The 25,382-nt window shown below is 71.5% G+C and carries 29 protein-coding genes and 1 riboswitch; of the genes, 16 read left to right on the top strand and 13 right to left on the bottom strand.

Annotated elements, in window-relative coordinates; genetic code table 11:
• Window positions 1–4 precede the first annotated feature (4 nt).
• The gene (locus LDL48_RS28705) at window positions 5–307 is read left to right on the top strand and encodes an antibiotic biosynthesis monooxygenase family protein (protein ID WP_225258351.1); all 303 of its coding nucleotides are present in this window, start codon (window positions 5–7) and stop codon (window positions 305–307) included.
• Between the two features lie 10 nt (window positions 308–317).
• Here LDL48_RS28705 and LDL48_RS28710 read toward each other — a convergent pair whose 3' ends face one another.
• The 3 genes from LDL48_RS28710 to LDL48_RS28720 form a co-directional block, all read right to left on the bottom strand.
• Entirely contained in the window at window positions 318–1,445 is a 1,128-nt protein-coding gene (locus LDL48_RS28710) for an MFS transporter (protein ID WP_225258352.1), read from the bottom strand.
• A 142-nt stretch (window positions 1,446–1,587) separates the two neighbouring features.
• Window positions 1,588–2,337: a GAF and ANTAR domain-containing protein gene (locus tag LDL48_RS28715; protein WP_225258353.1), complete on the bottom strand. Its 750-nt coding sequence runs from the start codon at window positions 2,335–2,337 to the stop codon at window positions 1,588–1,590.
• 101 nt (window positions 2,338–2,438) lie between these two features.
• On the bottom strand, window positions 2,439–2,651 hold the full coding sequence (locus LDL48_RS28720; protein WP_225258354.1) for a hypothetical protein: 213 nt from the start codon (window positions 2,649–2,651) through the stop codon (window positions 2,439–2,441).
• Window positions 2,652–2,941: 290 nt separating this feature from the next.
• Here LDL48_RS28720 and LDL48_RS28725 point away from each other — a divergent pair, with 290 nt between their 5' ends.
• Together LDL48_RS28725 and LDL48_RS28730 are read left to right on the top strand one after the other, a co-directional pair.
• Window positions 2,942–3,139 carry a hypothetical protein gene (locus tag LDL48_RS28725; RefSeq protein WP_225258355.1) on the top strand — a complete coding sequence of 66 codons (198 nt, stop codon included), beginning with the start codon at window positions 2,942–2,944 and terminating at the stop codon, window positions 3,137–3,139.
• 17 nt (window positions 3,140–3,156) lie between these two features.
• Window positions 3,157–3,336 carry a hypothetical protein gene (locus LDL48_RS28730; protein WP_225258356.1) on the top strand — a complete coding sequence of 60 codons (180 nt, stop codon included), beginning with the start codon at window positions 3,157–3,159 and terminating at the stop codon, window positions 3,334–3,336.
• A gap of 59 nt (window positions 3,337–3,395) precedes the next feature.
• Here the strand turns inward: LDL48_RS28730 and LDL48_RS28735 are convergent, their stop codons facing one another.
• Together LDL48_RS28735 and LDL48_RS28740 are read right to left on the bottom strand one after the other, a co-directional pair.
• Window positions 3,396–3,998, bottom strand: a complete 603-nt coding sequence (locus tag LDL48_RS28735; protein ID WP_372472210.1) for a DUF1360 domain-containing protein — start codon at window positions 3,996–3,998, stop codon at window positions 3,396–3,398.
• 11 nt (window positions 3,999–4,009) lie between these two features.
• Window positions 4,010–4,252: a DUF6158 family protein gene (locus tag LDL48_RS28740; RefSeq protein ID WP_225258357.1), complete on the bottom strand. Its 243-nt coding sequence runs from the start codon at window positions 4,250–4,252 to the stop codon at window positions 4,010–4,012.
• Between the two features lie 94 nt (window positions 4,253–4,346).
• Here LDL48_RS28740 and LDL48_RS28745 point away from each other — a divergent pair, with 94 nt between their 5' ends.
• The 3 genes from LDL48_RS28745 to LDL48_RS28755 all read left to right on the top strand — a co-directional run bounded on the left by LDL48_RS28745 (window position 4,347) and on the right by LDL48_RS28755 (window position 6,446).
• Entirely contained in the window at window positions 4,347–4,751 is a 405-nt protein-coding gene (locus tag LDL48_RS28745) for a hypothetical protein (protein WP_225258358.1), read from the top strand.
• Window positions 4,752–4,787: 36 nt separating this feature from the next.
• On the top strand, window positions 4,788–5,105 hold the full coding sequence (locus LDL48_RS28750) for a DUF3817 domain-containing protein (protein ID WP_225258359.1): 318 nt from the start codon (window positions 4,788–4,790) through the stop codon (window positions 5,103–5,105).
• A gap of 234 nt (window positions 5,106–5,339) precedes the next feature.
• Window positions 5,340–5,472: riboswitch (cyclic di-AMP (ydaO/yuaA leader) on the top strand.
• Between the two features lie 86 nt (window positions 5,473–5,558).
• Window positions 5,559–6,446 carry a C40 family peptidase gene (locus LDL48_RS28755; RefSeq protein WP_225258360.1) on the top strand — a complete coding sequence of 296 codons (888 nt, stop codon included), beginning with the start codon at window positions 5,559–5,561 and terminating at the stop codon, window positions 6,444–6,446.
• Window positions 6,447–6,506: 60 nt separating this feature from the next.
• Here the strand turns inward: LDL48_RS28755 and LDL48_RS28760 are convergent, their stop codons facing one another.
• Window positions 6,507–7,508: a sigma-70 family RNA polymerase sigma factor gene (locus LDL48_RS28760; protein WP_225258361.1), complete on the bottom strand. Its 1,002-nt coding sequence runs from the start codon at window positions 7,506–7,508 to the stop codon at window positions 6,507–6,509.
• A 552-nt stretch (window positions 7,509–8,060) separates the two neighbouring features.
• Here LDL48_RS28760 and LDL48_RS28765 point away from each other — a divergent pair.
• Window positions 8,061–8,744, top strand: coding sequence for an SDR family NAD(P)-dependent oxidoreductase (locus LDL48_RS28765; protein WP_225258362.1), 684 nt, complete (start codon window positions 8,061–8,063; stop codon window positions 8,742–8,744).
• A 44-nt stretch (window positions 8,745–8,788) separates the two neighbouring features.
• Here the strand turns inward: LDL48_RS28765 and LDL48_RS28770 are convergent, their stop codons facing one another.
• Window positions 8,789–9,571, bottom strand: a complete 783-nt coding sequence (locus tag LDL48_RS28770) for a dTMP kinase (protein ID WP_372472211.1) — start codon at window positions 9,569–9,571, stop codon at window positions 8,789–8,791.
• Window positions 9,572–9,753: 182 nt separating this feature from the next.
• Between LDL48_RS28770 and LDL48_RS28775 the strand changes: the two genes are divergently transcribed.
• From LDL48_RS28775 to LDL48_RS28805, 7 genes are all read left to right on the top strand, one after another.
• On the top strand, window positions 9,754–10,338 hold the full coding sequence (locus tag LDL48_RS28775) for a nucleotidyltransferase family protein (RefSeq protein WP_225258363.1): 585 nt from the start codon (window positions 9,754–9,756) through the stop codon (window positions 10,336–10,338).
• 1 nt (window position 10,339) lies between these two features.
• Window positions 10,340–10,588, top strand: coding sequence for a hypothetical protein (locus LDL48_RS28780; RefSeq protein ID WP_225258364.1), 249 nt, complete (start codon window positions 10,340–10,342; stop codon window positions 10,586–10,588).
• A complete protein-coding gene (locus LDL48_RS28785) occupies window positions 10,585–11,322 on the top strand; it encodes a metallophosphoesterase family protein (protein ID WP_225258365.1) in 738 nt (245 codons plus the stop codon). Before LDL48_RS28780 ends, LDL48_RS28785 begins: the two co-directional genes overlap by 4 nt.
• 414 nt (window positions 11,323–11,736) lie before the next feature.
• Window positions 11,737–11,880 (top strand): GPGG-motif small membrane protein, encoded by a 144-nt coding sequence (locus tag LDL48_RS28790; RefSeq protein WP_189080889.1) that lies wholly within the window; start codon window positions 11,737–11,739, stop codon window positions 11,878–11,880.
• Between the two features lie 268 nt (window positions 11,881–12,148).
• Window positions 12,149–13,051, top strand: coding sequence for an MHYT domain-containing protein (locus LDL48_RS28795; protein WP_225258366.1), 903 nt, complete (start codon window positions 12,149–12,151; stop codon window positions 13,049–13,051).
• A 43-nt stretch (window positions 13,052–13,094) separates the two neighbouring features.
• Entirely contained in the window at window positions 13,095–13,811 is a 717-nt protein-coding gene (locus LDL48_RS28800; RefSeq protein ID WP_225258367.1) for an HD domain-containing protein, read from the top strand.
• Between the two features lie 10 nt (window positions 13,812–13,821).
• Complete coding sequence (locus LDL48_RS28805; protein ID WP_225258368.1) at window positions 13,822–15,444, top strand: glycoside hydrolase family 13 protein; 1,623 nt, start codon at window positions 13,822–13,824, stop codon at window positions 15,442–15,444.
• On the opposite strand, the gene LDL48_RS28810 is transcribed toward LDL48_RS28805, so the two are convergent.
• From LDL48_RS28810 to xylA, 3 genes are read right to left on the bottom strand one after another with little or no spacing between them, the layout of a single operon-like run.
• Window positions 15,355–16,818 (bottom strand): MFS transporter, encoded by a 1,464-nt coding sequence (locus LDL48_RS28810; protein ID WP_225258369.1) that lies wholly within the window; start codon window positions 16,816–16,818, stop codon window positions 15,355–15,357. The genes LDL48_RS28805 and LDL48_RS28810 overlap by 90 nt on opposite strands.
• 10 nt (window positions 16,819–16,828) lie before the next feature.
• A complete protein-coding gene (gene xylB / locus LDL48_RS28815) occupies window positions 16,829–18,244 on the bottom strand; it encodes a xylulokinase (protein WP_225258370.1) in 1,416 nt (471 codons plus the stop codon).
• Between the two features lie 4 nt (window positions 18,245–18,248).
• Complete coding sequence (gene xylA / locus LDL48_RS28820; RefSeq protein ID WP_225258371.1) at window positions 18,249–19,436, bottom strand: xylose isomerase; 1,188 nt, start codon at window positions 19,434–19,436, stop codon at window positions 18,249–18,251.
• 74 nt (window positions 19,437–19,510) lie between these two features.
• Between xylA and LDL48_RS28825 the strand changes: the two genes are divergently transcribed.
• A complete protein-coding gene (locus tag LDL48_RS28825; protein WP_225258372.1) occupies window positions 19,511–20,680 on the top strand; it encodes an ROK family protein in 1,170 nt (389 codons plus the stop codon).
• A 6-nt stretch (window positions 20,681–20,686) separates the two neighbouring features.
• Here LDL48_RS28825 and LDL48_RS28830 read toward each other — a convergent pair whose 3' ends face one another.
• Complete coding sequence (locus LDL48_RS28830) at window positions 20,687–21,130, bottom strand: MarR family winged helix-turn-helix transcriptional regulator (protein WP_225258373.1); 444 nt, start codon at window positions 21,128–21,130, stop codon at window positions 20,687–20,689.
• Between the two features lie 87 nt (window positions 21,131–21,217).
• Here LDL48_RS28830 and LDL48_RS28835 point away from each other — a divergent pair, with 87 nt between their 5' ends.
• Window positions 21,218–22,348, top strand: coding sequence for a PP2C family protein-serine/threonine phosphatase (locus tag LDL48_RS28835; protein ID WP_225258374.1), 1,131 nt, complete (start codon window positions 21,218–21,220; stop codon window positions 22,346–22,348).
• A 50-nt stretch (window positions 22,349–22,398) separates the two neighbouring features.
• Here the strand turns inward: LDL48_RS28835 and LDL48_RS28840 are convergent, their stop codons facing one another.
• Together LDL48_RS28840 and LDL48_RS28845 are read right to left on the bottom strand one after the other, a co-directional pair.
• The gene (locus LDL48_RS28840; RefSeq protein ID WP_225258375.1) at window positions 22,399–24,108 is read right to left on the bottom strand and encodes a VWA domain-containing protein; all 1,710 of its coding nucleotides are present in this window, start codon (window positions 24,106–24,108) and stop codon (window positions 22,399–22,401) included.
• A 191-nt stretch (window positions 24,109–24,299) separates the two neighbouring features.
• Window positions 24,300–25,358, bottom strand: coding sequence for a lactonase family protein (locus tag LDL48_RS28845; protein WP_225258376.1), 1,059 nt, complete (start codon window positions 25,356–25,358; stop codon window positions 24,300–24,302).
• Window positions 25,359–25,382: the final 24 nt, after the last annotated feature.

The following is a 25,382-nucleotide window of genomic DNA, read 5'->3' on the forward strand; positions in this document are numbered from 1 at the left end:
CGGCATGGCTGTTGTGAAGATCAACGCGATCGATGTGCCCGAGGGCGGCGGACCCGAGCTGGAACGCCGTTTCGCCGCCCGCCAGGGCGCGGTGGAGAGCGCCCCCGGCTTCCTCGCGTTCGAGCTGCTGCGCCCGGTGGCCGGCGAGACCCGGTACTTCGTGTACACCCGGTGGGAGTCCGAGGACGCCTACCAGGCCTGGTCGGCGGGCTCCGGCCGGCAGGCCCACGCGGGCGAACGCAGCCGCCCGGTGGCGTCCGGCGCCGGCCTGCTGGAGTTCGAGGTGGTCCAGCGGACCGGCGACTGAGCCGGCCGCGTCACGTCCGGTGCGCCGGGTCGGTGCGCGGAAGGCGGCACCGCACCGCCGCCGCCGTGCCCAGCAACGGCACCGCCAGCAGGGCGAACAGCACCGCCACCGGCGCCACCGCCGCGCCGGCCCCGACGAACCCGTACAGCCCGACCGCGACCACCTCCGATGCGAACCCGCTCACCGACAGCACGGTGGCCCGGGTGGCACTGCCGATCGCGTCCTGCAGGCGGGTCTCGGTCACGATGATGGCGAACTGCAGCAGGCCGAACGCCACCGCGATCGGCAGCATCCCGGCCAGGTGCCGGCTCAGCGCTCCGGTCGCGAGCAGCACGGCCGCGGCGGCCAGCAGCCCGGACAGCCCGGCCGGGGAGATCGCGGCCCAGCGCCCGGCGAGCGCGCTGCCGACCGCCATGGCCAGGGCCGGCAGGGCGAACAGCAGCGGCACCAGGGTGGTCGGCGCACCCGCGGCCCGGGACAGCAGCGGCAGGTACTCGTCCAGCGCGGTGAAGCCCGGCACCAGAGCGCCGATCGCCACCGCCCACGCCACCCGGCGGCTCCCCCGCACCTCGCGCAGACCGGCCCGCAACGTGTCGGCGTAACCCCGCACGCCGCCGTACTCGTCCGCGTCCTGCTGACGTGGCGTCTCCGGGAACCCCAGCGCGAGCAGTCCGCCCGCCGCGGTGACGGCCACGCTCAGCGCGCCGACCAGCGGATAGCCGCCCCAGGCGTAGGCCGGCGCGGCGGCCGTCGTGGCCACCAGCATGGCCAGGATCGCGACCGTGCCGCCGCGACCGGCGATGCGGGGATACCGGTCGGTGGCCCCGGCCGCGGCCAGCTCGTCATAGACCAGGGCTTCCAGCGTGCCCGAGGCGAGCGCCCCGCCCAGACCCCAGAGCACGAAACCCAGCGCAAAGCCGGGGTACGTGGCCCACAGCGTCCAGGTGGCGTACCCGGCAGCGGTGAGCAGCGCGCCGAGGGTGTACAGGCGGCGGCGGGACCAGGTGTCCGCCCAGGCGCCGGAGGGCACCTCGAAGGTGAACGACACCGCGGACCAGAGCACGAACAGTGACGAGATCTGGCCGGTGGAGAGTCCGGCGTCCGCGAACAGCAGCACGTACACCGGGTAGAGGAGCACACCGTCCTCGCAGGCCCGGACCGCGTACAGACGGCGGGCGACACGGGCGGCGGCGGCATCGCGCCGACCAGGTCAAACGGGGTGTCGGGTGGCATCGGCCATGCGCCGACGGTGCCACCGCCGGCCCGGCACCGTCAACCGGTTAACCGGTTGCGGAGTCGCCGCGGCGGGCCGCGGCGGCGATCAGCCGCTCGGCCACCGCGCGCCGGTCCAGGCCGAGCCGCTGCGAGGTCTCCTGGAGTACGTCGTACGCCTCGTGCACGCCGCACCCGCGCTGCGCGATGATCACGCCGACCGCCCGGTCGACGATCGCACCCTCGCTGTGCGCCTCGCGCCGGCGCAACTCGCCGAGCAGCACCTCGGCCTGATTACTGAGCGCCATGATGGTGATCAGCAGTTCCGGGTCGGCGCCGCCCGGCTCGGCCAGGTACACGCTGAGCGAGCCGACGGACGAGCGCGGCACGTCCAGCGGAACGGCCGCCACCGCACCCACCCCGTCGGCGCGGGCGCATGCGGCGAGGTCCGGCCACCGGGTGTCGGCGGCCAGGTCGGGCACGGTGACCAGGGACCGGGTCCGGGCCGACTCCAGACCGGGACCGTGGCCCAGCGTGTACTGCAGGTCGTCGAGCTTCTCGGCACCGGCACCGGCACCGGCCGCGGCCCGGGTCAGCGGTTCGCCGTCGCCGATCAGCACGACGGAGCAGCGCAGCGCCCCGGGCACCGCGACGGCGGCAAAGGTGACCAGCCGGTCCAGCGCCTGGCCGACGCCGTCGGCGGTGAGCAGCTGGACGGAGAGTTCATGCAGCTGCGCGGCCAGTTCGACCGCGTGCAGTCCGCCGCCGGGCGGCCGCACCACGAACTGCGTCAACGGGAATGCCGGTTGCTCGGTCACCGGCGGGACGCGGCGCGTGACCAGTCGCCCGGAGCGCCGTTGCGGGGCAGACACCCGACGGATACTGCCATGGTCGGCGGCCGGCATGGAAGCCATGTGCACTACCGGGCGCCTTCTCCCGGTATGACCGTCTGGGCCGACGTGCGGTGTTCCAGGAACGAGTCCGGCGCGGCCTCCAGGTCCGCCTCCCGGGCGTCGGAGTCGGCCAGAATGGCCTCCGCCTGCGCTTTCGGGTCTTCGCTGCCGGTGACACGCTCTTCGGGCAACAGGTCGGCCGCGCGCTGCCCGACCCGGTCGTCGTTCTCTTCGGTCATGGTGATCGGCATACCCGAACGGGTGCGAGGTAACCGGTGCGGGCCAACAAGTGCGCCGCCCCCGGGATCGGAGGCGGCGCAGGGTGTCGGTGTGCATGTCGCCTCGCGGCGAGTGGCTCAACACGGCTCCAGCCGAACGGTATTCCGTGAAGGCAATGGGTGAGGCCCGGGGACACTGGACACACCGACACCCGTCACAACTGTCGGCGCCCCGCCGCGATTCCATCAGCCGATGTGACCCAGGCCACACCGATCGTTTGCCCAGCCGGACTGCGGGTAGACGACCTGCCGTGAGTGACGATTTCCGCGTACTGGACGAGTTCCTCGACGACGCCTACGTCGGCCAGGAGCGCCTGACCAGTGCCGACCTGCAGCGCGGCGCCCTGGCCGCGGACCTGCCGGCGACCGCGCTGACCCGGATCGACGCCCTGCCCGAGGGCGAGTACGCCCAGGACGAGGCGGCCGAGGCACTGCGCACACTTCCCTGACGACCGGAGGCCACACCATGACCCAGCACGAGCACCTCGAGGCGTTCGGCGACGAGGACGTCACGGACGGCGACAGCGACTTCGCGTCCGAGCACGCCGACACGGTGGTGGACAAGACCATCCCCGGCGAACGGGACGACGCCGAGTCGGAGAGCCCGAAGGGATGGAGCGGCATGGACTCCGACGGCCCGCCGTAAGTCCACCCCATACGTACGAGAACGGCCCCGGCGTCCGCGCCGGGGCCGTTCTCGTCGGCTCAGGCCTGGGCCGGGCTCCGCCCGTTCAGCGCCGGCGCGGATCCGGACTCCTCCGGCTCGGACTCCTCCGGCTCGGGGCCGTCGCCCTCGGCCGCCTCCTTGGCGATGCTGTACGCCATCTGGAGGAAGTCGGACACCGCCACCGCGGTCATCGCGGTCGCGGCCAGCCGGGTGAGCCGGGGCGCCAGCACCAGCCCGCCGGTGAAGCCGGTGGCCACCCACACGGCCATGCAGAACGGGCAGGTGATCAGTTCGCCGATCGAGTGGCGGATCGAGCTGCCCTGATCGCGTACCTCCTCGTTGAGTTCGGCCGCGCCGCTCGGCTCGGCGTACCGGGTGAACGGCGCGCGCAGCGGGCTGGTCACCGCGTCCTTGGCGATCAACCGGCTCACCTTGTGCGTGGCCAGGGAGATCAGCACCACGTCCTGGGCCGACGGGCGGTCCGGCACCGGCTTGCCGGTGACCTTCGCCGCGGCGGCCAGGCTGGCGGCCAGGACGCCGAATCCGCCCATCGCCACCACGTAGCCGTCCAGCGGTCGGTGCTCGTGCGGCGCGTACGCCTTGCGCAGACCGGTGAGCCCGGCCCGGACGGATCGCAGCATCGGAGTTCTCCTCAGAAGTCCTGGGTCAGACGGCTCGGGTCGACCTCCCGGCCGGGGAACCGGGTCAGATACTCGGCCTCCAGCTCGGCCGTCCGCCGGAAGTGGTTCTCCAGCGCCGCGTCCGGACCGTGCCGCAGCGTGTGCAGCCGGGTCCGGTGCAGGCTGCCCAGTTCGCGGAACAGATCGTCGTCGGCGAGCCCGGCCGGGTCGATGCCCGTCTCGGAGACCATCACGTCGTCGCCGTCCTCGGCCATGTCGTACCTCCCGCACCTCTCAAGCGCGATAACCCTGTGCCAGCACGGTTGCCCGGGCGGGCCGATGCCAAACCCGCGCCGGTACGCTCGGGGCATGAAAGGGCTGTTGACCCCGGCGTGGATCGCACGTCACGCGGTCGCGCTCGTGCTCACCGGCGGCTTTCTGGGACTGGGCTGGTGGCAGTACACCCGCGCCGCCGACGGCAACTCGCTGAGCTGGGGTTACGCGTTCCAGTGGCCGGTCTTCGCGGGGTTCGTGGTGTTCCTCTGGATCCGCGAGGTGCAGCACGAGCACCGGGCCGGGCAGCCGGTCGCGCCGCCGCCGGCCGCACCGGACCCGGACGCTCCGGTGGGCATCGGCCGCCCGATCCGGGTGGCGAGCCGAGCGGCCCCGGCGACCGGCACCGACCCGGAACTGGACGCGTACAACGATTATCTTGCCTGGCTGGCCGCCCACCCCGGCGCCGGACCGGCCGACTATCCGGGCCCCGCCCGGTAACGCCGCAGCGACGAACAGACCAGAAGGACGTGGATCGTGCAGGGAGCCCTCACCCGATACCGGATCATCGCCTGGATCGTCGGCGTGGTCCTGATTGCGCTGGTCGTGGTCGGCATGCCGCTCAAGTACCTAGGCGACAACGACACCGTGGTCGCGGCGGTGGGCCCGTTCCACGGCTTCCTGTTCATGGTCTACCTGGTCCTGACGTTCGACCTGGGCCGCCGGGCGGGCTGGTCGCTGGGGCGGATGGCGCTGGTGATGCTGGCCGGCACGGTTCCGTTCCTGTCGTTCTGGGCGGAACGCAAGGTCACCCGGACCTGGGTGGGCAACCGGGAGCCGGCCCTAGTCGAATAGTCCGGTCAACTCTTTTTGTCGCGTTTATGTGACGCTACGAAACCTCGCAATAGCTCCGCGTTATCGGGATCATTCGGATGACTCACGCTATTGGTGCAAGTCACTACCCCGCCTCTTGCGCTAATTCCGAACATCGATAAGTTGATGCGGTTGATCCGGTCCGCAGCCATCGCACTGACGTGGCGCCGGGTCGATGCTGCCGAATCACCGAGGCGGCGCGACGTGGGCCCACCCCCCGGGCCGACGCCCGCGACGCCCGGCGAACCGGGGACCCACCGAGTTACTGAGGTGAATCCGCGCTCGCGCGGTAGGGCCTTCTTCCCGCCCGAATCTGTCAGCTAACCCGGTAGGCGGCCATAGCGGAAGAAAGGCCACATACCGTTGTCACACGCCCGCACGAGGCTCCGGGCCCTGGTGGTCGCCGTCCTGGCGGTCGCGATCTCCGGAGGCACCATGACGGCGGCCCACGCGGCCCCGTCCAAGGATGAGATCAACAAGAAGATCGACAAGGCGTCCGACGACCTCGAGGACGTCACCGAGGCGTACAACAAGCTGCGCATCAGCCTGAAGAAGACGGCCTCGGACGAGAAGAAACTCGCCGCCTCGATCGCGCCGGCCAAGAAGGCACACGACGCGGCCGCCGCCCAGCTCGGCGTCATCGCCGCCTCCGCCTACAAGGGCGGCCAGGTAGGCACCGTGAACGTCATCCTGGAGGGTCCCGGGAGCCTGCTCGAACGGATGAGCGTCGTCGAGCAGATGTCGCGCACCCGGCAGCGCGAGATCAACGCGTACCTGGAGACCACGAAGACCTATCGGGAGCGGCAGACCGCCCTCGAGGCCACCAGGGCGAAGCAGAACGCCGAGGCCAAAGAGCTGGACAAGCGCAAGAAGAAGATCCAGGCGGACCTCAAGAAGCTGTACAAGATGCGCACCGCCGCGTACGGCTCGCCCACCGAAAAGGGCAGCCGGTACACCGGCGACATCCCGTCCATCCCCGGCTCGGCCGGCAAGGCGGTGAGCTTCGCCTACAACCAGATCGGCAAGATGTACGGATTCGGCGACGCCGGACCCAACACGTACGACTGCTCCGGTCTGACGATGGCGGCGTGGAACAAGGGTGGCAAGTCGTTGCCCCACCAAGCCTCCGCGCAGTACAGCGCCACCATCCGGATCAGCCGCTCCGATCTCCAACCGGGCGATCTGGTGTTCTACCGCAGTCTCAAACACGTCGGCCTGTACGTCGGTGGCGGCCAGATCATCGATGCCTCGCGCGCCGGTCAGCCGGTGAAGAAGCGGGACATGGACATCATGACGCCGCACAGCTACGGCCGGGTGAGATAGCCGGGCAGCGTCAAGGGCCGGTTCCCTCGGTGGGGAACCGGCCCTTTTGCGTACGGTGGATCAGGCCGCCTGCAGGCCCTCGGCCCGGGCCAGCTCACGCAGCCGGCCCAGCGCCTGGATCTCCAGCTGGCGGATGCGCTCGCGGGACAGCGAGAACCGCGACGCCACCTCGGTCAGCGAGTGCTCCCGCCCGTCCTCGAGCCCGTAGCGGGCGCGCATGATGCCCGCCGACCGGTCGTCGAGGTGGTTGAGCAGGCCCTCGATGCGCTGCCGCTCCAGGGCGGTCAGCACGATCTCCTCGGGCGACGGCGCGTCGCTGTCGGCAACCAGGTCGCCCAGGTTGGTGTCGCCGTCGTCGCCGACCGGCGTGTCCAGCGACACGGTGTCCTGGGCCCAGCGGGTGAGCTCGTTGACGCGCTCCACGGTCACGCCGAGCGCCTTCGCGATCTGCTCCGGTTCCGGGTCGGCGCCGAGTTCACGCACCAGCTGGCGGGTGACGTTGCGCATCCGGTTGACGTCCTCGACGAGGTGCACGGGCAGGCGCACGGTGCGCTCCTGCTGCGCGATCGCCCGGCTGATCGCCTGGCGGATCCACCAGGTGGCGTAGGTGCTGAACTTGTAGCCGCGCTCGTAGTCGAACTTCTCCACGGCGCGGACCAGGCCCGTGTTGCCCTCCTGGATCAGGTCCAGCATCGGCATGCCCGAGCGCACGTACCGGCGGGCGATCGACACGACGAGTCGCAGGTTCGCCCGGATGAACAGGTCCTTCGCCCGCTGACCCTCGACGACCAGGCGCTCCAGTTCCTCCCGGCTGATGCCGCGGCGGACGGTTCCCTCCTCGAGGAGGTGCTCGGCATAGAGACCGGCCTCGATTGCCTTGGAGAGATCAACCTCTCGGGCGGCGTCCAACAGCGGCGTCCGGGAGATCTCGTGCAGGTAGACTCCGACGAGGTCGCGCTCCTCGGCGACCTCATCGGTCCGCATCACGGTGTTCTTCTCCACGTTGCCCACGGTCCCCTCATTGCCTTCACTAACCCTGTTACGGGCAATACCTGTGTCCATCAGCCCTCCCGTAACGTCAGCAGATCGTGCGTTGCGGTTGCTGACACCTGTAAACAACAGATCGCGCCCTGCACTGATTCCGGTTGGTGAGTCGAAAGTGTCACGAATGCCTGAGCGCTAGCTGAGAGCCGCGTGCATACTTACTGAAGAGGCCCTCACTGAAGCATTCGGAGCCGCACCCGGCGCTGGATGCATACAGAGACGCATACCCTTCGCCCGACTCTCATAACACCATCGGTTCCCATCCCTCACAGCGACGGGCATCACGACTGGGGCTGCGACGTCCGTCACCACCCAGTACGGCCCGGTAGCCGTTTGGGTTCACGTGCAGGATCGACCGGTTGCCGCCCGTCCTGACCCGATTGCCACGCGGATTGCGCAAGTCACGGCCGCGGAACTCCGATCACAGACACAATGCGGCACGCTGCGGCGCAGTTCACTCGCCCATCCGGGGGACCCACGGACGGGTGACGCCCGCGTGCCGGACACCGCCGGCATCGATCTCCCGACGTGACGAAAAGCACAGCCACCGTCGGGCGCTACGGTGCATCCATGGCGGAACGCAGCGTAGTCATCACCGGAGGAACCGGCGGCCTCGGCGCCGCCGTCGTTCGCACTTTCGTTACCGACGGGTGGCGGGTGGTGGCCCCGATCCGTCCCGGCAGTGCGGACCGGCTGCCCGCCGGAGCCGTCGCCGTGGAGGCGGACCTCACCTCCCCGGAGGACGTGCGCACCGCGGTGGCGGCCGCGGCGGGTACGCCCGGAGCGCCCCTGCGCGCGGTGATCAACCTGGTCGGCGGGTACGCGGCGAGCGGACCGGTGCACACCACCGGCGTGGACGACTTCGAGGCGATGCTGCGGGTGAACCTGCGGCCCACCTACCTGGTGACCGCGGCGGCCCTGCCGCACCTGATGGACGGCGGCGGCTCGGTGGTCTGCGTGTCGTCCCGGGCGGCCGTGGCGCCGTTCCCGGGCGCCGCCGGATACATCACCGCGAAGGCGGCGGTGCTGGCGTTCGCCAACGCGGTCGCGGCCGAGTACCGGCCGCACGGAGTGCGCTGCAACACGGTCCTGCCGAGCATCATCGACACACCGGCGAACCGGGCCGCGCAGCCGTCCGCGGACCCGTCCCGCTGGGTGTCGCCGGACGAGATCGCCCGGGTGATCCGGTTCCTGGCCGGCGACGCGTCCGCGCCGACCAGCGGCGCCACCGTCCCGGTCTACGGCCGGGCCTGACCGCGCCGATCCGGCACCCGGCCCGCACCCCCCGCGACGCGGGCCTAGAACACCTCGATCAGCTGGTAGCCGAGTGCGGCCATGCCGGCCAGCAGCGCGCCGAACGCCACCACCAGCGCCCGGGTGCGGGCGAGCGCGGCCGGCAGCCGGCGCGGCGCGGGCCCCACCGGCAGATACGGCTCCACCGCGTTCCGCAGGCGGACCGCGACCTCGGCCAGCGTGCCGTTGGCGTCGACCACCACGAAGTCGGCGTACTCGGGCAGCGAGCGGTAGGCCGCCGAGGCCGCCTCCAGGTAGGTCATGTCCTCGTGGTCGTACCCCCGGGCCTCGATCCGGTCGTAGGCCACCGCCGGGTCCACCGCCAGCAGGACCGTCACGTCCGGCCGGGGAAACCAGCGGTAGGCCAGGCGGGCGCGGCGCTCGGCGGCCGGGCCGGCGCCACGGGCCCGCAGGCTCGCGTACTGGCAGACCGCGTACCGGTCCATGACGGTGAGTTCCCGGGTGACGGCGCGGCGCAGCAGCGTGCGGAGAATCGCCAGCCAGCGCAGCACCGACTCGACGAACAGCATGAGCCGGCGGCCCAGCAGATCTTCGGCGTCACGCCGGCCGACGGCGGTGGCCAGGCGGCCGAACCAGCGCCGGCCACCCGCGTTACGCCGGTAGGCGGCCGGCAGCCCGCGGGCCACCAGCGCGTCCGCCAACAGGTGTGCCTGGGTCGTCTTGCCGGAGCCGTCGATGCCGACCAGCGCCATGGTGCGCACCGGGCGGCGAGGCGCACGGGGCGGCATGCCGGGGGCGGCGGGGCGGACCTGCGACGGGGGAACCATACCCACCAACGGTACCGCCGATCGTCACGTAGGGTTCTCCGGCGATCGGACGATGCCGCGTACCAGAATAGGGGTAAGGCGGGCGAATCCTCCCGCCTGAGCGGGTGTCGCGGGTGTGAAGGTGCGGGCGCAAGGGTAGTCGTCACATCGCACCGTCGCCGACCGACCCAGGGAGATCAGCCATGCCGCACCGGGTGGACGAGGGCCTGGCAACCACGCTGAAGCGGGTCGCCTCCGTGTTGAAACAGGCCGAGATCCCGTTCGCTCTGGGCGGCAGTTTCGCGGCGTACGCACACGGCGGCTACTCCAGCGACCACGACGTCGACTTCCTGCTCCGGGAGCAGGACAAGGAACGGGCCCTGGAGGAACTGGCCGCGGTCGGCTTCACGGTCGAACAGCCGCCGGAGGACTGGCTGGTCAAGGTGTTCGACGAGGGCCGGATGGTGGACCTCATCTACCGCCCGGTGGAGTCGCCGGTCACCGACGACACGCTGAAGGACGTCGTCATGCGCCCGGTCGAGGCGATCAACATGCCGGTGCTGTCGGCGACCCAGCTGATGATCCACAAGCTGCTCAGCTACACCCAGCACTACTGCGACTTCGCCACCGGCCTGCCGCTGGCCCGCTCGCTGCGCGAACAGATCGACTGGGACCGGGTCCGCCGGGAGACCACGAAATCACCGTACGCGGAAGTGTTCCTGGTGCTGCTGGACCGCCTCGACGTCGTGCCGCTGGCGGGAGAAACCACCATGACCGTGGGGGGATGAGATGACGAACCAGGTCGACCTGGAAGCCGAGATCCAGCGCCTGCTGACCGAACACGGCCGCATCGCCGAACAGGGCATCACCGTGCAGCGCCGGGACAACATCCTGATCCTCGGCGGCGACGTGGAGAGCCCGCAGCGACGCGACGAGATCTGCCGGCAGATCACCACGCACTTCCCGGACGTCGAGATCGCCTGCGACATCGGCATCACCCGGACCCAGGCGCCCAACGAGGTGGAGGAGATTTCATGATCCGGATCGCCGCCGTGGGCGACGTCCACGTCGACAAGGACGTGGTCGGCCGGTACCGGCCGGCCCTGGACCAGCTGCCCGACGTGGCCGACGCGCTGCTGATCGCCGGCGACCTGACCCGGCACGGCACCGTCGAGGAGGCCAAGTGCTTCGCCACCGAGTTCGGCGGGCTGGGCGTGCCGGTCGTGCTGGTGCTGGGCAACCACGATCACCAGAGCGACCAGCAGGACGACGTGGCGCAGGTGCTCACCGACGCCGGCCTCACCGTGCTCGAGGGCAACTCGACGGTCCTGCACCTGCACGGCCACCGGATCGGCGTGGCCGGGGTGAAAGGCTTCGGCGGCGGCTTCGCCGGTGCGTGCGCCAGCAACTTCGGCGAGCGCGAGATGAAGGCGTACGTCGGCCACACCGAAGAGATCGCGGCCACCCTGGAGGCGGCGCTGCTGGACGTGGCCGACTGCGACGCCCTGGTGGCGCTCACCCACTACTCCCCGGTGCCGGACACTCTGGTCGGCGAGCCGCTGGAGATCTACCCCTTCCTGGGCTGCTACCAGCTGGGCCGGGCGATCGACGCGGCACCGACCACCCTGGCGCTGCACGGCCACGCCCACGCCGGGTCGGAACGCGGACGCACCCCCGGCGGCGTGCCGGTCCGCAACGTGGCCCACCCGGTGATCAAGCAGGCCTACAACGTGTACCAGCTGCTGTCCGACCAGAACCTGGTCAACGCCTGACACCCTGAGCCACTCGGCACCGGCCCCGCTCACGGAGCGGGGCCGGTCTCCTTGTGTGGCGACCTTCGTCTCGGCGTTGCCCGTACCGCCCGAACGCACCGGTGCCGCACACATCTCAGTGGCACACCAGTGTCGTCACGCTGACCTGATAACCACGTTGGTGTACCAGTGGAGCGCTCCAGTGGTACACCGACGTCGTCATGGGCACCCGATAACCACGCTGGTGTACCACCGAGGCGGGGTCGTGGCTGCCAGCCCTACTGAGATCACCTGGTACACCCACGCTGCGCCCGTTGACTACCGCGGTGTTCCGCCCGGGGCGGGTGCGGCGGTGCCCGGTCCACATACGACCTGGTCAGGAAGATCGAAGCGAACCTGTGTTTCCGATTTTGCGGCTCCGGGTATCTGACTCGCATGGACCTAGTGCTCTGGATTCTCGCAGTCATCCTCGTGGTCGCCGGCATTCTCGCGCTGTTCCGGCGGCAGATCCTCTGGGGGGTCGTGCTGATCATCGTGGGCCTGCTCGTCGGCCCGGGCGGCGTCAGCATCTTCACCTGATCCCTCCGCTGGCACCCACCGGCATCGTCCACTCCGGCCAGTCCCCCGGCCGGTCCCGTCGAGACGAACCGGGGTTGCCGTATCGCCATCTGCCCGGCAGGTGACGGTACGGTGGCCCCGGTTCTTTGCATGCGGCAACAGTCGCTCGGCGGCAACGAACGGTCACGGACCGCACACCGGGTGCGATAGCTTTCGTCGGTTTTCTGGCTCAATGCTTGCGAACGATCCGCATCCGCGGGTCCCACGATGTTCGCGAGGTGCGCCAGCAGTGGCGGAAGTGCATCACTTCACCTATGGACCGTTCAATCCCACGGCCGCCTTCCTGTTGGCCTTCCTGGGCTCGTTCCTGGGGCTGCTCTGCACGGTCCGGGCGCGGTCCGCACGGACCCGCGGCCGGCGTAACCGCTGGCTGATCATCGCGGCCTTCGCCATCGGCGGCGGCGCCGTCTGGCTCATGCATTTCACCGCGATGCTCGGCTTCGACGTGCCGGCCAGCCCGGTCCGGTACGACATCAAGCTCACCGTGATCAGCCTCGGCCTCTCCATCGTCACCGTCGGCCTGGGCCTGATGGTCGTCGGTCACGGGCGGCGCAGCCTGCCGAAGACCCTGGTGGCCGGCGTCCTCACCGGCAGCGGCGTGCTCGCCATGCATTACACCGGCATGCAGGCCATGCACGTGTCCGGTGCCACGCATTACCGTCCGGCGCTGGTCGCCGCGTCCGCGGTGATCGCGATCGGGGCGGCCACCGCGGCCCTGTGGTTCGCCGTGTCCGTGGAGGGCTGGGTCCCGGTCACCGGCGCGGCGGTGCTGATGGCGGTGGCGGTGTGCGGCATGCACTACACCGGTATGGCGGCGATGCAGGTGGAGGCCGGCCTCGGTCCCGGGAACGTGGACGGGATGCGGCCGCTGCTGATGATCGTGCCGATCACGCTGATCACCGCGGCCACCATCATCGGGGTGGCGATGAGCGCGCTGCAGGCGATGACCGAGGAGGAGTTCACCGACGGTGCGGGCGTACCGCGTCGTGGGGTGCACGCCGAGCACCCGTGGTCGCTCAAGCAGGCGTCGCTGATGGCGATGCGCCGGGCGCCGGGTACCCGGCCGTCGCCGCGCCCGATTCCGGTCCGGCCCCGGGTCGAGGAGGACCTGCAGCCGGCGACCGGTTCCTGACCCGAGACCCACGCCGCCCTCCGGTCCGGTATACCTGATCGGCATGGCGCCCAGGATGCTGTTGTCGATGCCGCTGCACGCGATCACCGAGGTGTACGGCGAGCCCGGCCTCCGCGAGCGCTTCCTGCTGGAGCTGGCGGACTTCCCGCCGGCCGACCGGGCGCGGCTGGAGGAGGCGCTGCAGCTGGCCGCCACACTGCACGCGGACGACCGGCGGGTGCGCGAGCCGTACCTCAACCACTGCCTCCGGGTCGCCATCCGGATCATGCGGTACTACGCCGTGCGGGACGTGGACGTGCTGATCGCGGCGCTGTTGCACGATGCGGTGGAGGACCACCCGGCCGAGCTGGCCGGGCGGGACTCGGGCACGCACACCGAGTTGACCGAGGGGGCGATCGCGGAGCTGGCCCGGCGCTTCAACCCGCGGGTGGCGGAACTGGTCCGGTCGGTGACCAATCCGGAGTACGACCCGGACCGCGACCGGGACGAGCAGTACCGGATGCACGTCACGGAGAGCCTGGACCGCGATCCGTGGGCCCGGGTCATCAAGGTGTCCGACTTCACCGACAACGGGGTCGGTGTCATCCACACCACGTATGAGAAGGCGTTCCGGTCCGCGACCAAGTACCGCCCGCTGGTGCCGGCGCTGCGTGAGCTGGTCGGACGTCCGGACACGCCGCTGTCGACGCCGGCCCGGGAGCACATCCTGGATCAACTGGACCTCGCCGAGGAGAGGTTTGCCGCGATCCTGGACGGATAGCCTGAAACGCATGGAGCAGAGTTCGCAGTGGTGGCGCGACGCGGTCATCTACCAGGTGTATCCCCGGTCCTTCGCGGACCGTGACGGCGACGGCATGGGCGATCTGCCCGGCATCACCGGCCGCCTGAGCGCGCTGCGCGACCTCGGCGTGGACGCGGTCTGGTTGTCGCCGTTCTACCCGTCCCCGCAGCACGACGCCGGGTACGACGTCGCCGACTACCGCTCGGTCGATCCCCGGTTCGGCACGCTGGCCGACGCCGACGCGATGATCGCCGAGGCACACGCCCTCGACCTCAAGGTGCTGGTCGACCTGGTGCCCAACCACACGTCCAGCGCGCACGCCTGGTTCGCCGCCGCGCTGGCCGCCGCACCGGGCAGCCGGGAACGGGACCGGTACATCTTCCGCGACGGCCGCGGACCGGGTGGCGACGAGCCGCCCAACTCGTGGCGCAGTGTCTTCGGCGGCCCGGCCTGGGAACGGGTGCCGGACGGCCAGTGGTACCTGCACCTGTTCGACGTGACCCAGCCCGACCTCAACTGGGCCGACCCGGAGGTACGCGCGGAGTTCGAGTCGGTGCTGCGGTTCTGGCTGGACCGGGGCGTGGACGGCTTCCGGGTGGACGTCGCGCACGGCCTGATCAAGGACCGGGACCTCGTCGACTGGCACTATCCGAGCGCCATCCTGGGTGGCCTGGGTCAGGAGGGACCGCCGCCGCCGATGTGGGACCAGGAGGAGGTGCACGAGATCTACCAGCAGTGGCGGTCGGTGCTGGACACGTACCCCGGTGGTCGGATTCTGGTCGCCGAGGCCTGGGTGAAGCCGGCCGAGCGGCTGGCCCGCTATGTGCGGCCGGATGAGATGCACCAGGCGTTCAACTTCGAGTACCTGGACACGCCGTGGTCCGCCGAGCCGCTCCGCAAGGTCATCGAGCAGTCGCTGGCCGCCAACGACGCGGTCGGCGCCACCACGACCTGGGTGCTCTCCAACCACGACGTGGTCCGGCACGCCACCCGCCTGGGTTATCCGGTGGGCGAGGCGCGGAGGCACGGCATCGGCGTCGACGACCCGCAGCCGGACACCGCGCTGGGGCTGCGCCGGGCCCGCGCGGCCACCCTGCAGATGCTGGCGTTGCCCGGGTCGGCGTACCTCTACCAGGGCGAGGAACTGGGGCTGCCGGAGCACACCACGATGCCGGACGAGTACCGGCAGGACCCGGCCTGGTTCCGGTCCGGGCACACCGAGCGGGGGCGGGACGGCTGCCGGGTGCCGATCCCGTGGGAGGCGGACTCCCCCTCGTACGGCTTCGGGCCGTCCGACGCCAGCTGGTTGCCGCAGCCGGCGAGCTGGGCCGAGTACGCCCTCGACCGGCAGCGCGGGGTGGCCGGTTCCACCTACGAGCTGTACCGCACGGCGTTGCGCCTGCGCCGCGAGCGCGGACTCGGCAGCGCCGCGCTCAGCTGGATGGACGCGCCGGCCGACGTGCTGGCGTTCCGGATCGGCGAGGTCACCGTGCTGACCAACTTCTCCGACGCGGCGGTGGAGCTACCGGTCGGGGGCGAGGTCCTGGTGTCCAGCGAGCCGCTGGACGCCGACGGCCGGGTCCCCACCGACGTCACGGTCTGGGTCGGCTGACCGGCGGGCCGCCAGCAGGGCGGCGTGGGTGTCCGCCATGTCCGCGGCCACGGTGCGCCCGGCCAGCCAGAACATCACGCCGGTCGGGATGAAGAAGAACTGGAAGGCGGCCAGGCCGACGGCGTAGTTCAGCGGCGGCGGGAACGCCGACGCCAGGCCCCGGAACACGACACCGACCAGCGCGTTGCCGCCGGCCCGGCCGACGCCGTTGACTAGATTGCCCAGGCTGTAGACGGTGCCGCGGTGCTCGGGCGGGTTCACGTCGGCGATCATGGCGAACCAGTTCGGCGAGTTCGCCGACGTCAGCGCCAGCGCGAACACCGCGATGGCCAGGCAGGCGCCGACCGTGGGCTCGGTGAAGACGTCGGTCAGCACGGCCCGGATCACCGCTGCCGAGCCGGCGCCGTCCGGCACGTCGATCCGCATCGGCACGAAGAACAGCACCACGTAGAACGGCACGGCGGCCAGCACGCCGACCGCCGAGACCAGGGCCCGGCCCCGCGGGGTACGCCGTTGCAGCCGGTCGCCGACCAGTCCACCGAGGATCGACAGCGCGCCGCCGAGCTGGAACAGGGTGGCGAACACGCTGCCCACCAGCACCGCCGTACCCGCGGAATAGCCCTGGTCCTCGGCCCGCGACCGGAACAGCACCGGCAGCCACACCAGGGACCCGAACGCCACCTGGGCGGACAGGCCCTGCAAAATCAACCACACGTTGGTACGCCGGCGCAGGATCACCGGCAGGTCGTCGCGGTGGATCCGCTCGTCGTACGTGACGCCGGCCAGCTCGGGCTGGCTGTGGCCGCGCGGCACGTCGTAGGTCAGCAGGTAGGCCGCCGTGGCGACCAGGCCGGCCAGCGCGGTCACCAGGAACGGCCGACGCCAGTCGTCGTGGCCGAGCAGCCCGCCGACCAGGGTGCCGGCGATCGTGCCGACCCCCTGGGACAGTCCCCAGAAGCTCATCACCAGTCCACGGCGGCGCGGCGACACCAGGTCGCTGACCACCGCGAAGCTCACCGAGGCGACGCCGCCCAGCCCGACCGCGGCGAGCACCTGGGACAGCAGGAAGCTCGGGTAGTCACCGGCCAGGCCGGACCAGGCGGTGCCGGCCACCCAGAGCAGCGTGCCGGCGATCAGCACCGGCTTGCGGTTGGTGCGGTCCCCGGCGTACGCCCAGCCGACCGCGGCGACCGCGCTGAGCAGGAACATCACCGTGGTGGCCAGCGCGATGTGGCCCTCGCCGACGCCGAAGTCGGCACCGATGCTGCCGTACAGGGGTGGTACGAGGCCGATCGCGACGTTGTCCAGCGAGGCCAGGACAACGAACACGATCACGCTGTAGACGCGATGCGCCGTACCACCCCGGGCTGCCACGGGGTCGAGGTTAGCGGTCGGTGCGGTCGATCACGGCGTCCCGGGCCGCGGCGTACTGCCCCCGGATCAACGGGACGCTGGTGTCCTCGTACACCTCGGGGGGTTCGGCCGACCAGGCCGGCGGCGCGTCCCCGCCGATGGCCACCCACGCGGCCTGACGTGCGGCGCCGTCCGCGACGTACTCCCCCGGCGGTGGCACCAGGACCGGCAGGCCGAACAGCGCCGGAGCGATGCGGCGGACCGCCTCGCTGCGTGCGCCGCCGCCGACCAGGACGATCCGGTTGGCCGCCGCGCCGTTCTGCACCAGGGCGTCCAGGCCGTCGGCGAGGGCGCACAGCATGCCCTCGACGGCGGCCCGGGCCAGGTGCGCCGGGTCCGACGTCCGCAACGTGAGGCCGTGCACGGCGCCGGTGGCGTTCGGCCGGTTCGGCGTGCGCTCGCCCTCCAGGTACGGGATCAGCACCAGCCCGTCCGCGCCCGCCGGAGCGGACAGGGCCAGCCGGGACAGCTCGTCGTGGTCGACGCCGAGCAGCTTGCTGGCGGCGTCCAGGACCCGGGCGGCGTTGAGCGTGACCACGATCGGCAGGAACCGGCCGGTGGTGTCCGCGAATCCGGCCACCGTCCCGGTCGGGTCGTTCGGCGCGACGTCGCTGGCGACGAAGACCGTGCCGGACGTACCGATGGAGACCACCACGTCGCCGGTGGCCGCGCCGGCACCGAGACCGGCCGCGGCGTTGTCGCCGGCCCCCGGCCCGAGCGGGGCGCCGTTGGGCAGGTGTCCGGCGATGCCGGTCGGACCGAGCACCTCCGGGGTGACGATCCGCCGGCCGAAGCCGAGTTCCAGCAGGTCGGGACGGTACTGATCGGTGGCCGCCGACCAGTACAGCGTGCCGCTGGCGTCGCTGCGGTCGGTGCGCAGCGCGTCCAGGCCGCGGGCGCCGCTGAGCTTCCAGGTGAGCCAGTCGTGCGGCAGGCACACCGCGGCCACCCGGGCGGCGTTCTCCGGTTCGGTCCGGGCCAGCCAGCGCAGCTTGGTCAACGTGAAGCTGGCCACCGGCACGATCCCGACCGCGTCCACCCAGGCCTGCCGGCCCACGTCGCCGCCGCCCAGGTCGTCGATCAGGTCGGCGGCGGCGCCGGCGCTGCGGGTGTCGTTCCACAACAGCGCCGGGCGTACCACCGCACCGGTCTCGTCCAGCACCACCATGCCGTGCTGCTGCCCGGCCACCGAGGCGGCGGCGACGTCGTCCAGGCCGCCGGCCTCCTCGATGGCCTGCTGCAGCGCGGTCCACCAGGCGTCCGGATGCACCTCGGTGCCGTCCGGGTGACTCGCCCGTCCCTGCCGGACCAGTTTCCCGGTCTCGGCGTCCCGGATGACCACCTTGCAGGACTGGGTGGACGAGTCGATACCGGCTACGAGGGGCATGCGGTCACCGCGCCCGCAGGACGTGGTCGATGGCGAGCTGGTGCAGGCGTACGAAGTGGTAACCCTGCTCGCCGGCGGCGTCCGCGTTGAAGTCCTCGAACGCGCTGCGGTCGCCCAGCAGGTCCTGGTACGTCTCGCCCGGGTTCAGCGTGGGCGTCTCCAGGTCGAGCACCTTGCTGGCGCGCAGCGCCTCCTGCACCTCGGGGTCCGCCCGGAACGCCTGGGCGCGCTCCTTGAGCAGCAGGTACATCCGCATGTTCGCCTTGGCCGACTCCCACACGCCGTCGTAGTCCTCGGTGCGGGACGGCTTGTAGTCGAAGTGCCGCGGGCCCTCGTACAGCGGTCCGCCGCCGATCGGCCCGTTCTCCAGCAGGTCGACCAGCGCGAACGCGTTGAGCAGGTCGCCGTGGCCGAAGACCAGGTCCTGATCGAACTTGGGTCCGTGCTGGCCGTTCAGGTCGATGTGGAACAGCTTCTTGTGCCACAGCGCCTGCGCGATGCCCTGGTAGAAGTTCAGGTTCGACATCTGCTCGTGCCCGACCTCGGGGTTGATGCCGAAGAGTTCGGGCCGCTCCAGCTCCTGCACGAACGCGATGGCGTGGCCGGCGGTGGGCAGCAGGATGTCGCCGCGGGGCTCGTTGGGCTTGGGCTCGATGGCGAAGCGCAGGCCGTAGCCCTGCTCCTCGGAGTACTGCGCGAGCAGGTTCAGCGACTCGCGGTACCGCTCCAGCGCGTTGTAGACGTCCTTGGCGACGTCGTACTCGGCGCCCTCGCGGCCACCCCACAGCACCAGCGTCTGGGCGCCCAGGTCGGCGGCCAGGTCCATCTGGCGCATCACCTTGCGCATCGCGTAGCGCCGGACACCGCGGTCGTTGCTGGTGAAGCCGCCGTCCTTGAACACTGGGTGGGTGAACAGGTTGGTGGTCACCATCGGCACCACCAGGCCGGTCTCCTCGAGGGCCTTCTTGAACGAGGCGATGATCCCGTCGCGGGTCGAGTTGTCCGAACCGAAGGGGACGAGGTCGTCGTCGTGGAACGTGATGCCATAGGCGCCGAACTCGGAAAGCTTGTGCACGGCCTCGATCGGGTCCAGCGGGGCGCGGGTCGCTTCACCGAACGGGTCGCGCCCGACCCAACCGACGGTCCAGAGGCCGAAGGAGAACTTGTCCTCGCGCGTGGGCTGTACCGACACGGTTACCTCCACGTAACAGTTGCGATTTGTTTATTGGTTGAATTATTTGGTGGCGGTGTGGCATTGTCAAGACCGTGACCGCACGCATCCTGGCCTCCTCCGCTGCGCCGGTGCGTCAGTCGAGCGTGCGAGCCCATAATCTCGCGCTGGCGCTGCAAACCGTCGCGAACAGCGCAAATCCGTTGTCTCGGGCGTCCATCTCGGCGGCCACCGGCCTCACCCGGGCGACCGTCTCGGCGCTCGTCGACGACCTCATCGCGGGCGGGCTGCTGACCGAGCTGGACCCGCCGCCGCGCACCGGCGCCGGCCGTCCCGCGGCCGGCCTCGCGCTGGCCTCGGAGGGACCGGCCGGGCTGGGCATGGAAATCAACGTCGACTACCTGGCGGCGTGCGTGGTGGACCTCGGCGGCACTGTCCGGCACCGGCTGGTGGAGCACGCCGACCAGCGGCTCAGCGACCCGCCGACCGCGCTCGGCCACCTCGCCCGCCTGGCCCGGCGCGCCCGGACGCTCGCCGGCGACCTGCGCCTGGCCGGTGCCGCGCTGGCCGTACCCGGGCTGGTCTCGCCGGACGGCGTGGTCCGGGTGGCGCCCAACCTGGGCTGGCAGGACGTGGACGCCGCGGCACTGCTGCGCGAGCAGCTCGGCGTGCCGGTCACCGTGGACAACGAGGCGAACCTGGCCGCGCTCAGCGAACTGCGGACCACCGGCGGGCCGAGCTTCGTCTACATCTCCGGTGAGATCGGGATCGGCGCCGGGATCGTGCTGGACGGCGTGCTGTACCGCGGCATGCGCGGCTGGAGCGGCGAGATCGGGCACCTCTCGGTGCACCCGGACGGCCCGGAGTGCCGCTGCGGCGCCCGCGGCTGCCTGGAGCGGTACGCCGGACAGGAGGCGATCCTGCGCGCCGCCGGCGTCACCGAACTCACCGACATCGACGCCACCGCCGCCCCGGCCCTGGGCGAGGCGGCGTCCGCGCTCGGCCTCGCGCTGGCCGGGGTGGTGAACCTGCTCGACGTCGACACGCTGGTGCTGGGCGGCAGCTACGCGCCGCTGGTGCCGTGGCTGCGCGACGGAATCGCGGCGGAGCTGCGCCGGCACGTGCTCACCGCGGAACTGGCACCGATCACGCTGCGGGCCGCGGCGCTGGGTGCGGACGCGGCGATGCGGGGCGCGGCGGACGCGGTCATCCGGAGTGTCCTCGAGGACCCCGCCACCTGGCTCAGCGGCGCCGGGCGTACCTGACGGGGTCTAGGCGGTCCGGGCCGCCTCGGCCTCGTCCGGCGGCTGGGCCGCGGCGGCGAACTCGCCCAGCCCGCGCACCAGCGCCGCCCGCCCGGCCGGCGACATCCGCTCCAGCACCTCGCCGATCATCCGGCGCCGGGTCCGGCGCAGGTCGTCGAGGAGATGCCGGGAGGACGGGGTGAGGAACAGCGCGATCTCCCGGCGGTCGGCCCGCCCGGGGACCCGCTCGATCATCCCGGAGGCCACCAACCGGTCACAGAGGCGGCTGGCCGATGACAGAATCATGCCCAGCTGCCCGGCCAGCCCGCGCAGGTTGATGCCCTCCGCGCGCTCCACCACCAGCAGCGCGTTGAGCTGCGGCGAGGAGAGACGCGGCGTGGCCTGCTCCCGGGCCGCGTCCCAGGCGGCCAGCAGCGCTTGCGCGGCGTCGTCGACGGCCGCGCTACGCATTGGGTCCGGCCCATCCGGCCCATGGTGTTCGCCCATGGTGCAGCAGAGACTACCCGTACGGCTGAGCATGCCGAAGAGGGAGAAAACGTGTCGGATCGTGTGATCGCGGTCCGTCGTGCATTGACGAGTGCCCCGGCGGACTCCGTGGTGGAGTGCTTCGGCGTGGCCCTCGACAAGGAGTACGGCGTTCCGGAAACCGACCTGCTGCTGGTGGACTACCGCCTGGCGGCACTGTTGCCGCTGCTCAGCGGCTCGCCGGCGACCCGCCCCGGCGATCCGGCGTGGCGCTGCTTCGACCATCAGGCCGAGGTACGCGCCGGACACGTGACCTACCTGCCGGTCACCGCCCGCGGCGAACGGATCGGCGTGCTCCGCTGCTCCGGCGTGACCGGGGACGCCGACCTGCGCGCCGAGCTGGCCGAGTGCGCGACGCTGCTGGCCCACGAACTCCAGTCGGCGGCCTCCGGCACCGACCGGTACATGACCGCGGCCCGTACCCGGCGGCTCACCCTGGCCGCCGAACTGCAGTGGGAACTGCTCCCGGGGCGCAGCCGGATCGGCACCGCGTTCCAGCTGGCCGGTCAGCTCGAACCGTCGTACGCGGTGCGCGGGGACAGCTTCGACTGGGCCGAGCACGACGGGCGGCTGTACCTCACCGTGCTGGGCGGGATGGGCGAGGGCATGTCCGCGGCGCTGCTCACCTCGCTGACCACGTACGCCCTGCGCAACGCCCGCCGCGCCGGGCTGGACCTGGCCGACCAGGCCGCGCTGGCGGACCAGGCGGTGTTCGCGCAGCACCGCGGGGAGGCGCACGTGGCGGCGCTGATGCTGGAGCTGGACCTGTCGACCGGTGCGGTCCAGGCGGTGGACGCGGGTTCACCGCAGCTCATGGTGCTGCACGAGGGCGAGGTGCTGGACCAGACGCTGGAGGCGCAGTTCCCGCTCGGCATGTTCGAGTCCTCGGAGTACACCCCGCAGCGGTTCCGGCTGGCGGCCGGCGACCGGATGGTGGTGGTCAGCGACGGCATCGTCGACGCGGCCGGCCGCCCGGGCCGGTACGGCGACACCGCGCTGCACCGTTTCGTCCGTCGTTCCGGTTCGCTCGCGCCGCTGCAGGCGGTGCGCTCGCTGCTCGGCGACCTGCGCACGTTCCTCGGCGACGCGGACCTGGAGGACGACGCGGTGGCGGTCTGCCTGGACTGGACCGGCCCCGGCTGACCGGCCGCCGCACCCGGACGGGTACGGCGGCCGTCAGACCGTTCGCGGGGTCAGCGGGCCACGCCGGACCGGGACGAGATCGCCTCCAGGAAGATCTCGCTGATCCGGGCGGGGTCCTCGGCGATGAACACGTCGCCGTCCTTGGTCGCGGCGGTGATCGCCTCGAGTTCCCGGCGATCGACCTCGTTACCGATACCGATGATCACCAGGCGCACCGGCCGCTTCGGGTCGCTGAGCCGCTTGAGCTCGTTGACCAGCTGAGTCCGGTTGATGCCGTCCTTGTTCTCGTTCTTGCCGTCCGTGAAGAGCAGCACCGAGTTGACCCGGCCGCCCTCCCAGCTGTCCTGCACGTTCCGGTACGCGGCCAGCGCGGTGTCGTACAGGCCGGTGTCGCCGTTGTCCTTGGGCCGGATCTGCCCGATGGAGGCCTGCAGCTGCGCCCGCGCCGAGGTCAGCGGGCTGATCGGGACGATCTCCCGCCACGGTCGCTTGCCGACCAGCTCGGTGGAGAACAACCAGACGCCGACCGCCCACTTGTCGTCGAACAGCGCCAGCCCCTGGGCCGCGGCGATCTGGGTGACCTGTGCCCGGGTCCGGCCGCCCGCGGACGGCACCGGGGTCTTCATCGAGCCGGAGATGTCGAACACCGCGAGCGCCCGGCCGGGCAGGGTGACCGCGGCCCAGCCGCCCAGCGCCTGGGTGATCGCGCCGGCGTCCAGCCCGGCCGCGGCGGTGCCGCCCTGCGAGCCTTCCGAGGCGGCCGGCGCGGCGGTCGCCGGGGTGGCGGCCGGCGCACCCACCGGGGCACTGAAGCCGTTCCCGGCGGTGCCGTCGGCGGCCCGCAGACCGGCCGTGGCCAGCGCGCTCTTGAACGCGCTCTGCTGCAGCGCCTGGCGCAGGCCGGTGGCGGCGGCCGACTTCTGCAGGTCGACCTCCGGCATCACCGCGAACGGGTAGTCCAGCGCCGCCGGCTGCGGCTCCAGGTAGAGCGCGGCCAGCTTGATCGGGGGACGCTCCGCGTTGAACGCGATGACGTCCTCCTCGGACAGCGGCGCGGCACTGAGGCTCTGCGCGATGTCCGCGGCGTCCAGCGACCGCGGGAATTTCTGCAGCAGGTCGTCGCGCAGCGCGGACGAGCCGGTGGCCAGCGCGCGCAGCGCACTCACCCGGGCCTTCTGCCCGGTGGCGTCGGCACCGGCCGAGCTGGCCAGGGCGAGCAGGCCGGACAGTCCGGCGGCGTCCCGGGTCGGGTCGACGATGCCGGTCCGGACCGTGCTGCTCTTGGTCATCGTGGCGAGCAGGTCCTTCCAGCCCAGCTTCTTGTCCGGCCAGCCGAAGTTCTGCGCCACCGGCTCGGGCATGGCCACCACGACCGGGCTGCGCGCGATCGACTTGCCGTCGGTGGGCACGAATCCGGACGCCTCCGACCGCAGCCGCAGCAGCCAGGTGGACGAGTCGGCGATCCAGACGTCGGGCACGGTCACCGACTGCGGCGCGGAACCGACGCCGGTGAGGCCGACCTTGTGCTCCCGGGCCACCGCCGCGGCCATGGTCGCCGGATTGACCCCGCTGACGTTGACCGCGACGCAGGTGCCGTTGACGTTGGCACCATCGGTGATCCAGCGCTGGGCGGCCTGCTCGACGGCGGGCGCGACCTCGGGTGCCGCGGCGACGGTCAGCCGGACCGAGCCGGTGCAACCGGAGTCGGCGAGGCGCTGATACCCGAGCCACGTGCCGGCGAGAACGACGACGATTGCCATCGCGGCTCCGACGACACCTGCGCCTCTGAAGTTGAAGTTTCTGCGATGGCGGCCTGACACGCGCTCCATACTGCGCACCGACAGACCTGAATGCCATATACGTTCGGACGAAAATTACTCGGATTGGTAATTTCTGTTCATCGCGCACACATAACGTGACCGTTCGCCTGCGGCCAGTGTTGATCTCGGCGTCATTTCACCATAACAACCGGATGCCAGCGCAGAACGCAGGTCGGGCTCGGCTCGGCGATCGGGTCGCCCTGCGGATGCGGGATGCCCGTTTCGGGGTCGATCCGGAAGATCGTCACGGTGTGTGAACGTTCATTGGCTACGTACAGGTGATCTCCCAGCAGCGCCATGTGCCGGGGCCAGTCCCCGCCGGTCGGCACCTCGGCGATCAGCGTGGCCCGGTCATCGCTCCAGGCGAACGTGGAGACCGTGTTCGGGCCCCGGTTGGCGACGTACACGAAGCGCCCGTCCCGGCCGGTGGTCAGCTCCGACGGGCAGTCCAGGCCGTCGATCGTGCTCACCGGAACACCGCCCGCGCGGGCCAGGCAGCCGTCCGGGCCCGGGCGGTACCAGGTCAGGTCCGCCGCCAGCTCGCCGACCAAAAACAGCGCGCCGCCCGCCGACCGGAGCAGGTGCCGCGGACCGGTGCCGGGCGCGGCCTCCACCGCGGGCGCCAGCTCGGTGAGGCGGCCGGAGACCGGGTCCAGCCGGCACCGCCACACCCGGTCCGACCCGAGATCGACGATCAGCACGCCGGACCCGTTCGGGTCCGGCGACACCATGTGCGCGTGCGGGCCCTGCTGCCGGTCCGGGTCCGGGCCGGAACCGGCCAGCTGGAGCAGGTCGGACCGCTCGGCCGGGGCGCCGTCCGGATCCAAGGGGTGTACGGACACGCTGCCGCTGGAGTAGTTCGCGGCGAGCAGGTGCCGGCCGTCCGGGGTGACCGCCAGGTGACACGGGTGCTGACCGCCGGTGCTCCGTACCGCCAGGAGCGTCAGCGAGCCGTCCACGCCGACCGCGAACGCGGTGACCGTGCCGTGGTCCAGCTCGTTCACCGCGTACAGCACGGGCAATGCCGGATGCTGGGTCAGGAACGAGGGCGACGGCGTCCGGGCCGCGACACCCAGTCGGGTCAGGGCACCGGTGGCCGGGTCCCGGCGCAGCAACGCGATGCCGTCGCCCTCACCCCCGGTCTCGCCCGTGTAGCACCCGACGAAGACGTATTCCCCTTGCACGGTCACATGCTGATCCAACCAGAAGCAGGC

The sequence above is a fragment of the Jidongwangia harbinensis genome (genome assembly GCF_020216025.1).
In the GTDB taxonomy this organism is placed as follows: Bacteria; Actinomycetota; Actinomycetes; order Mycobacteriales; family Micromonosporaceae; genus Actinoplanes; species Actinoplanes harbinensis.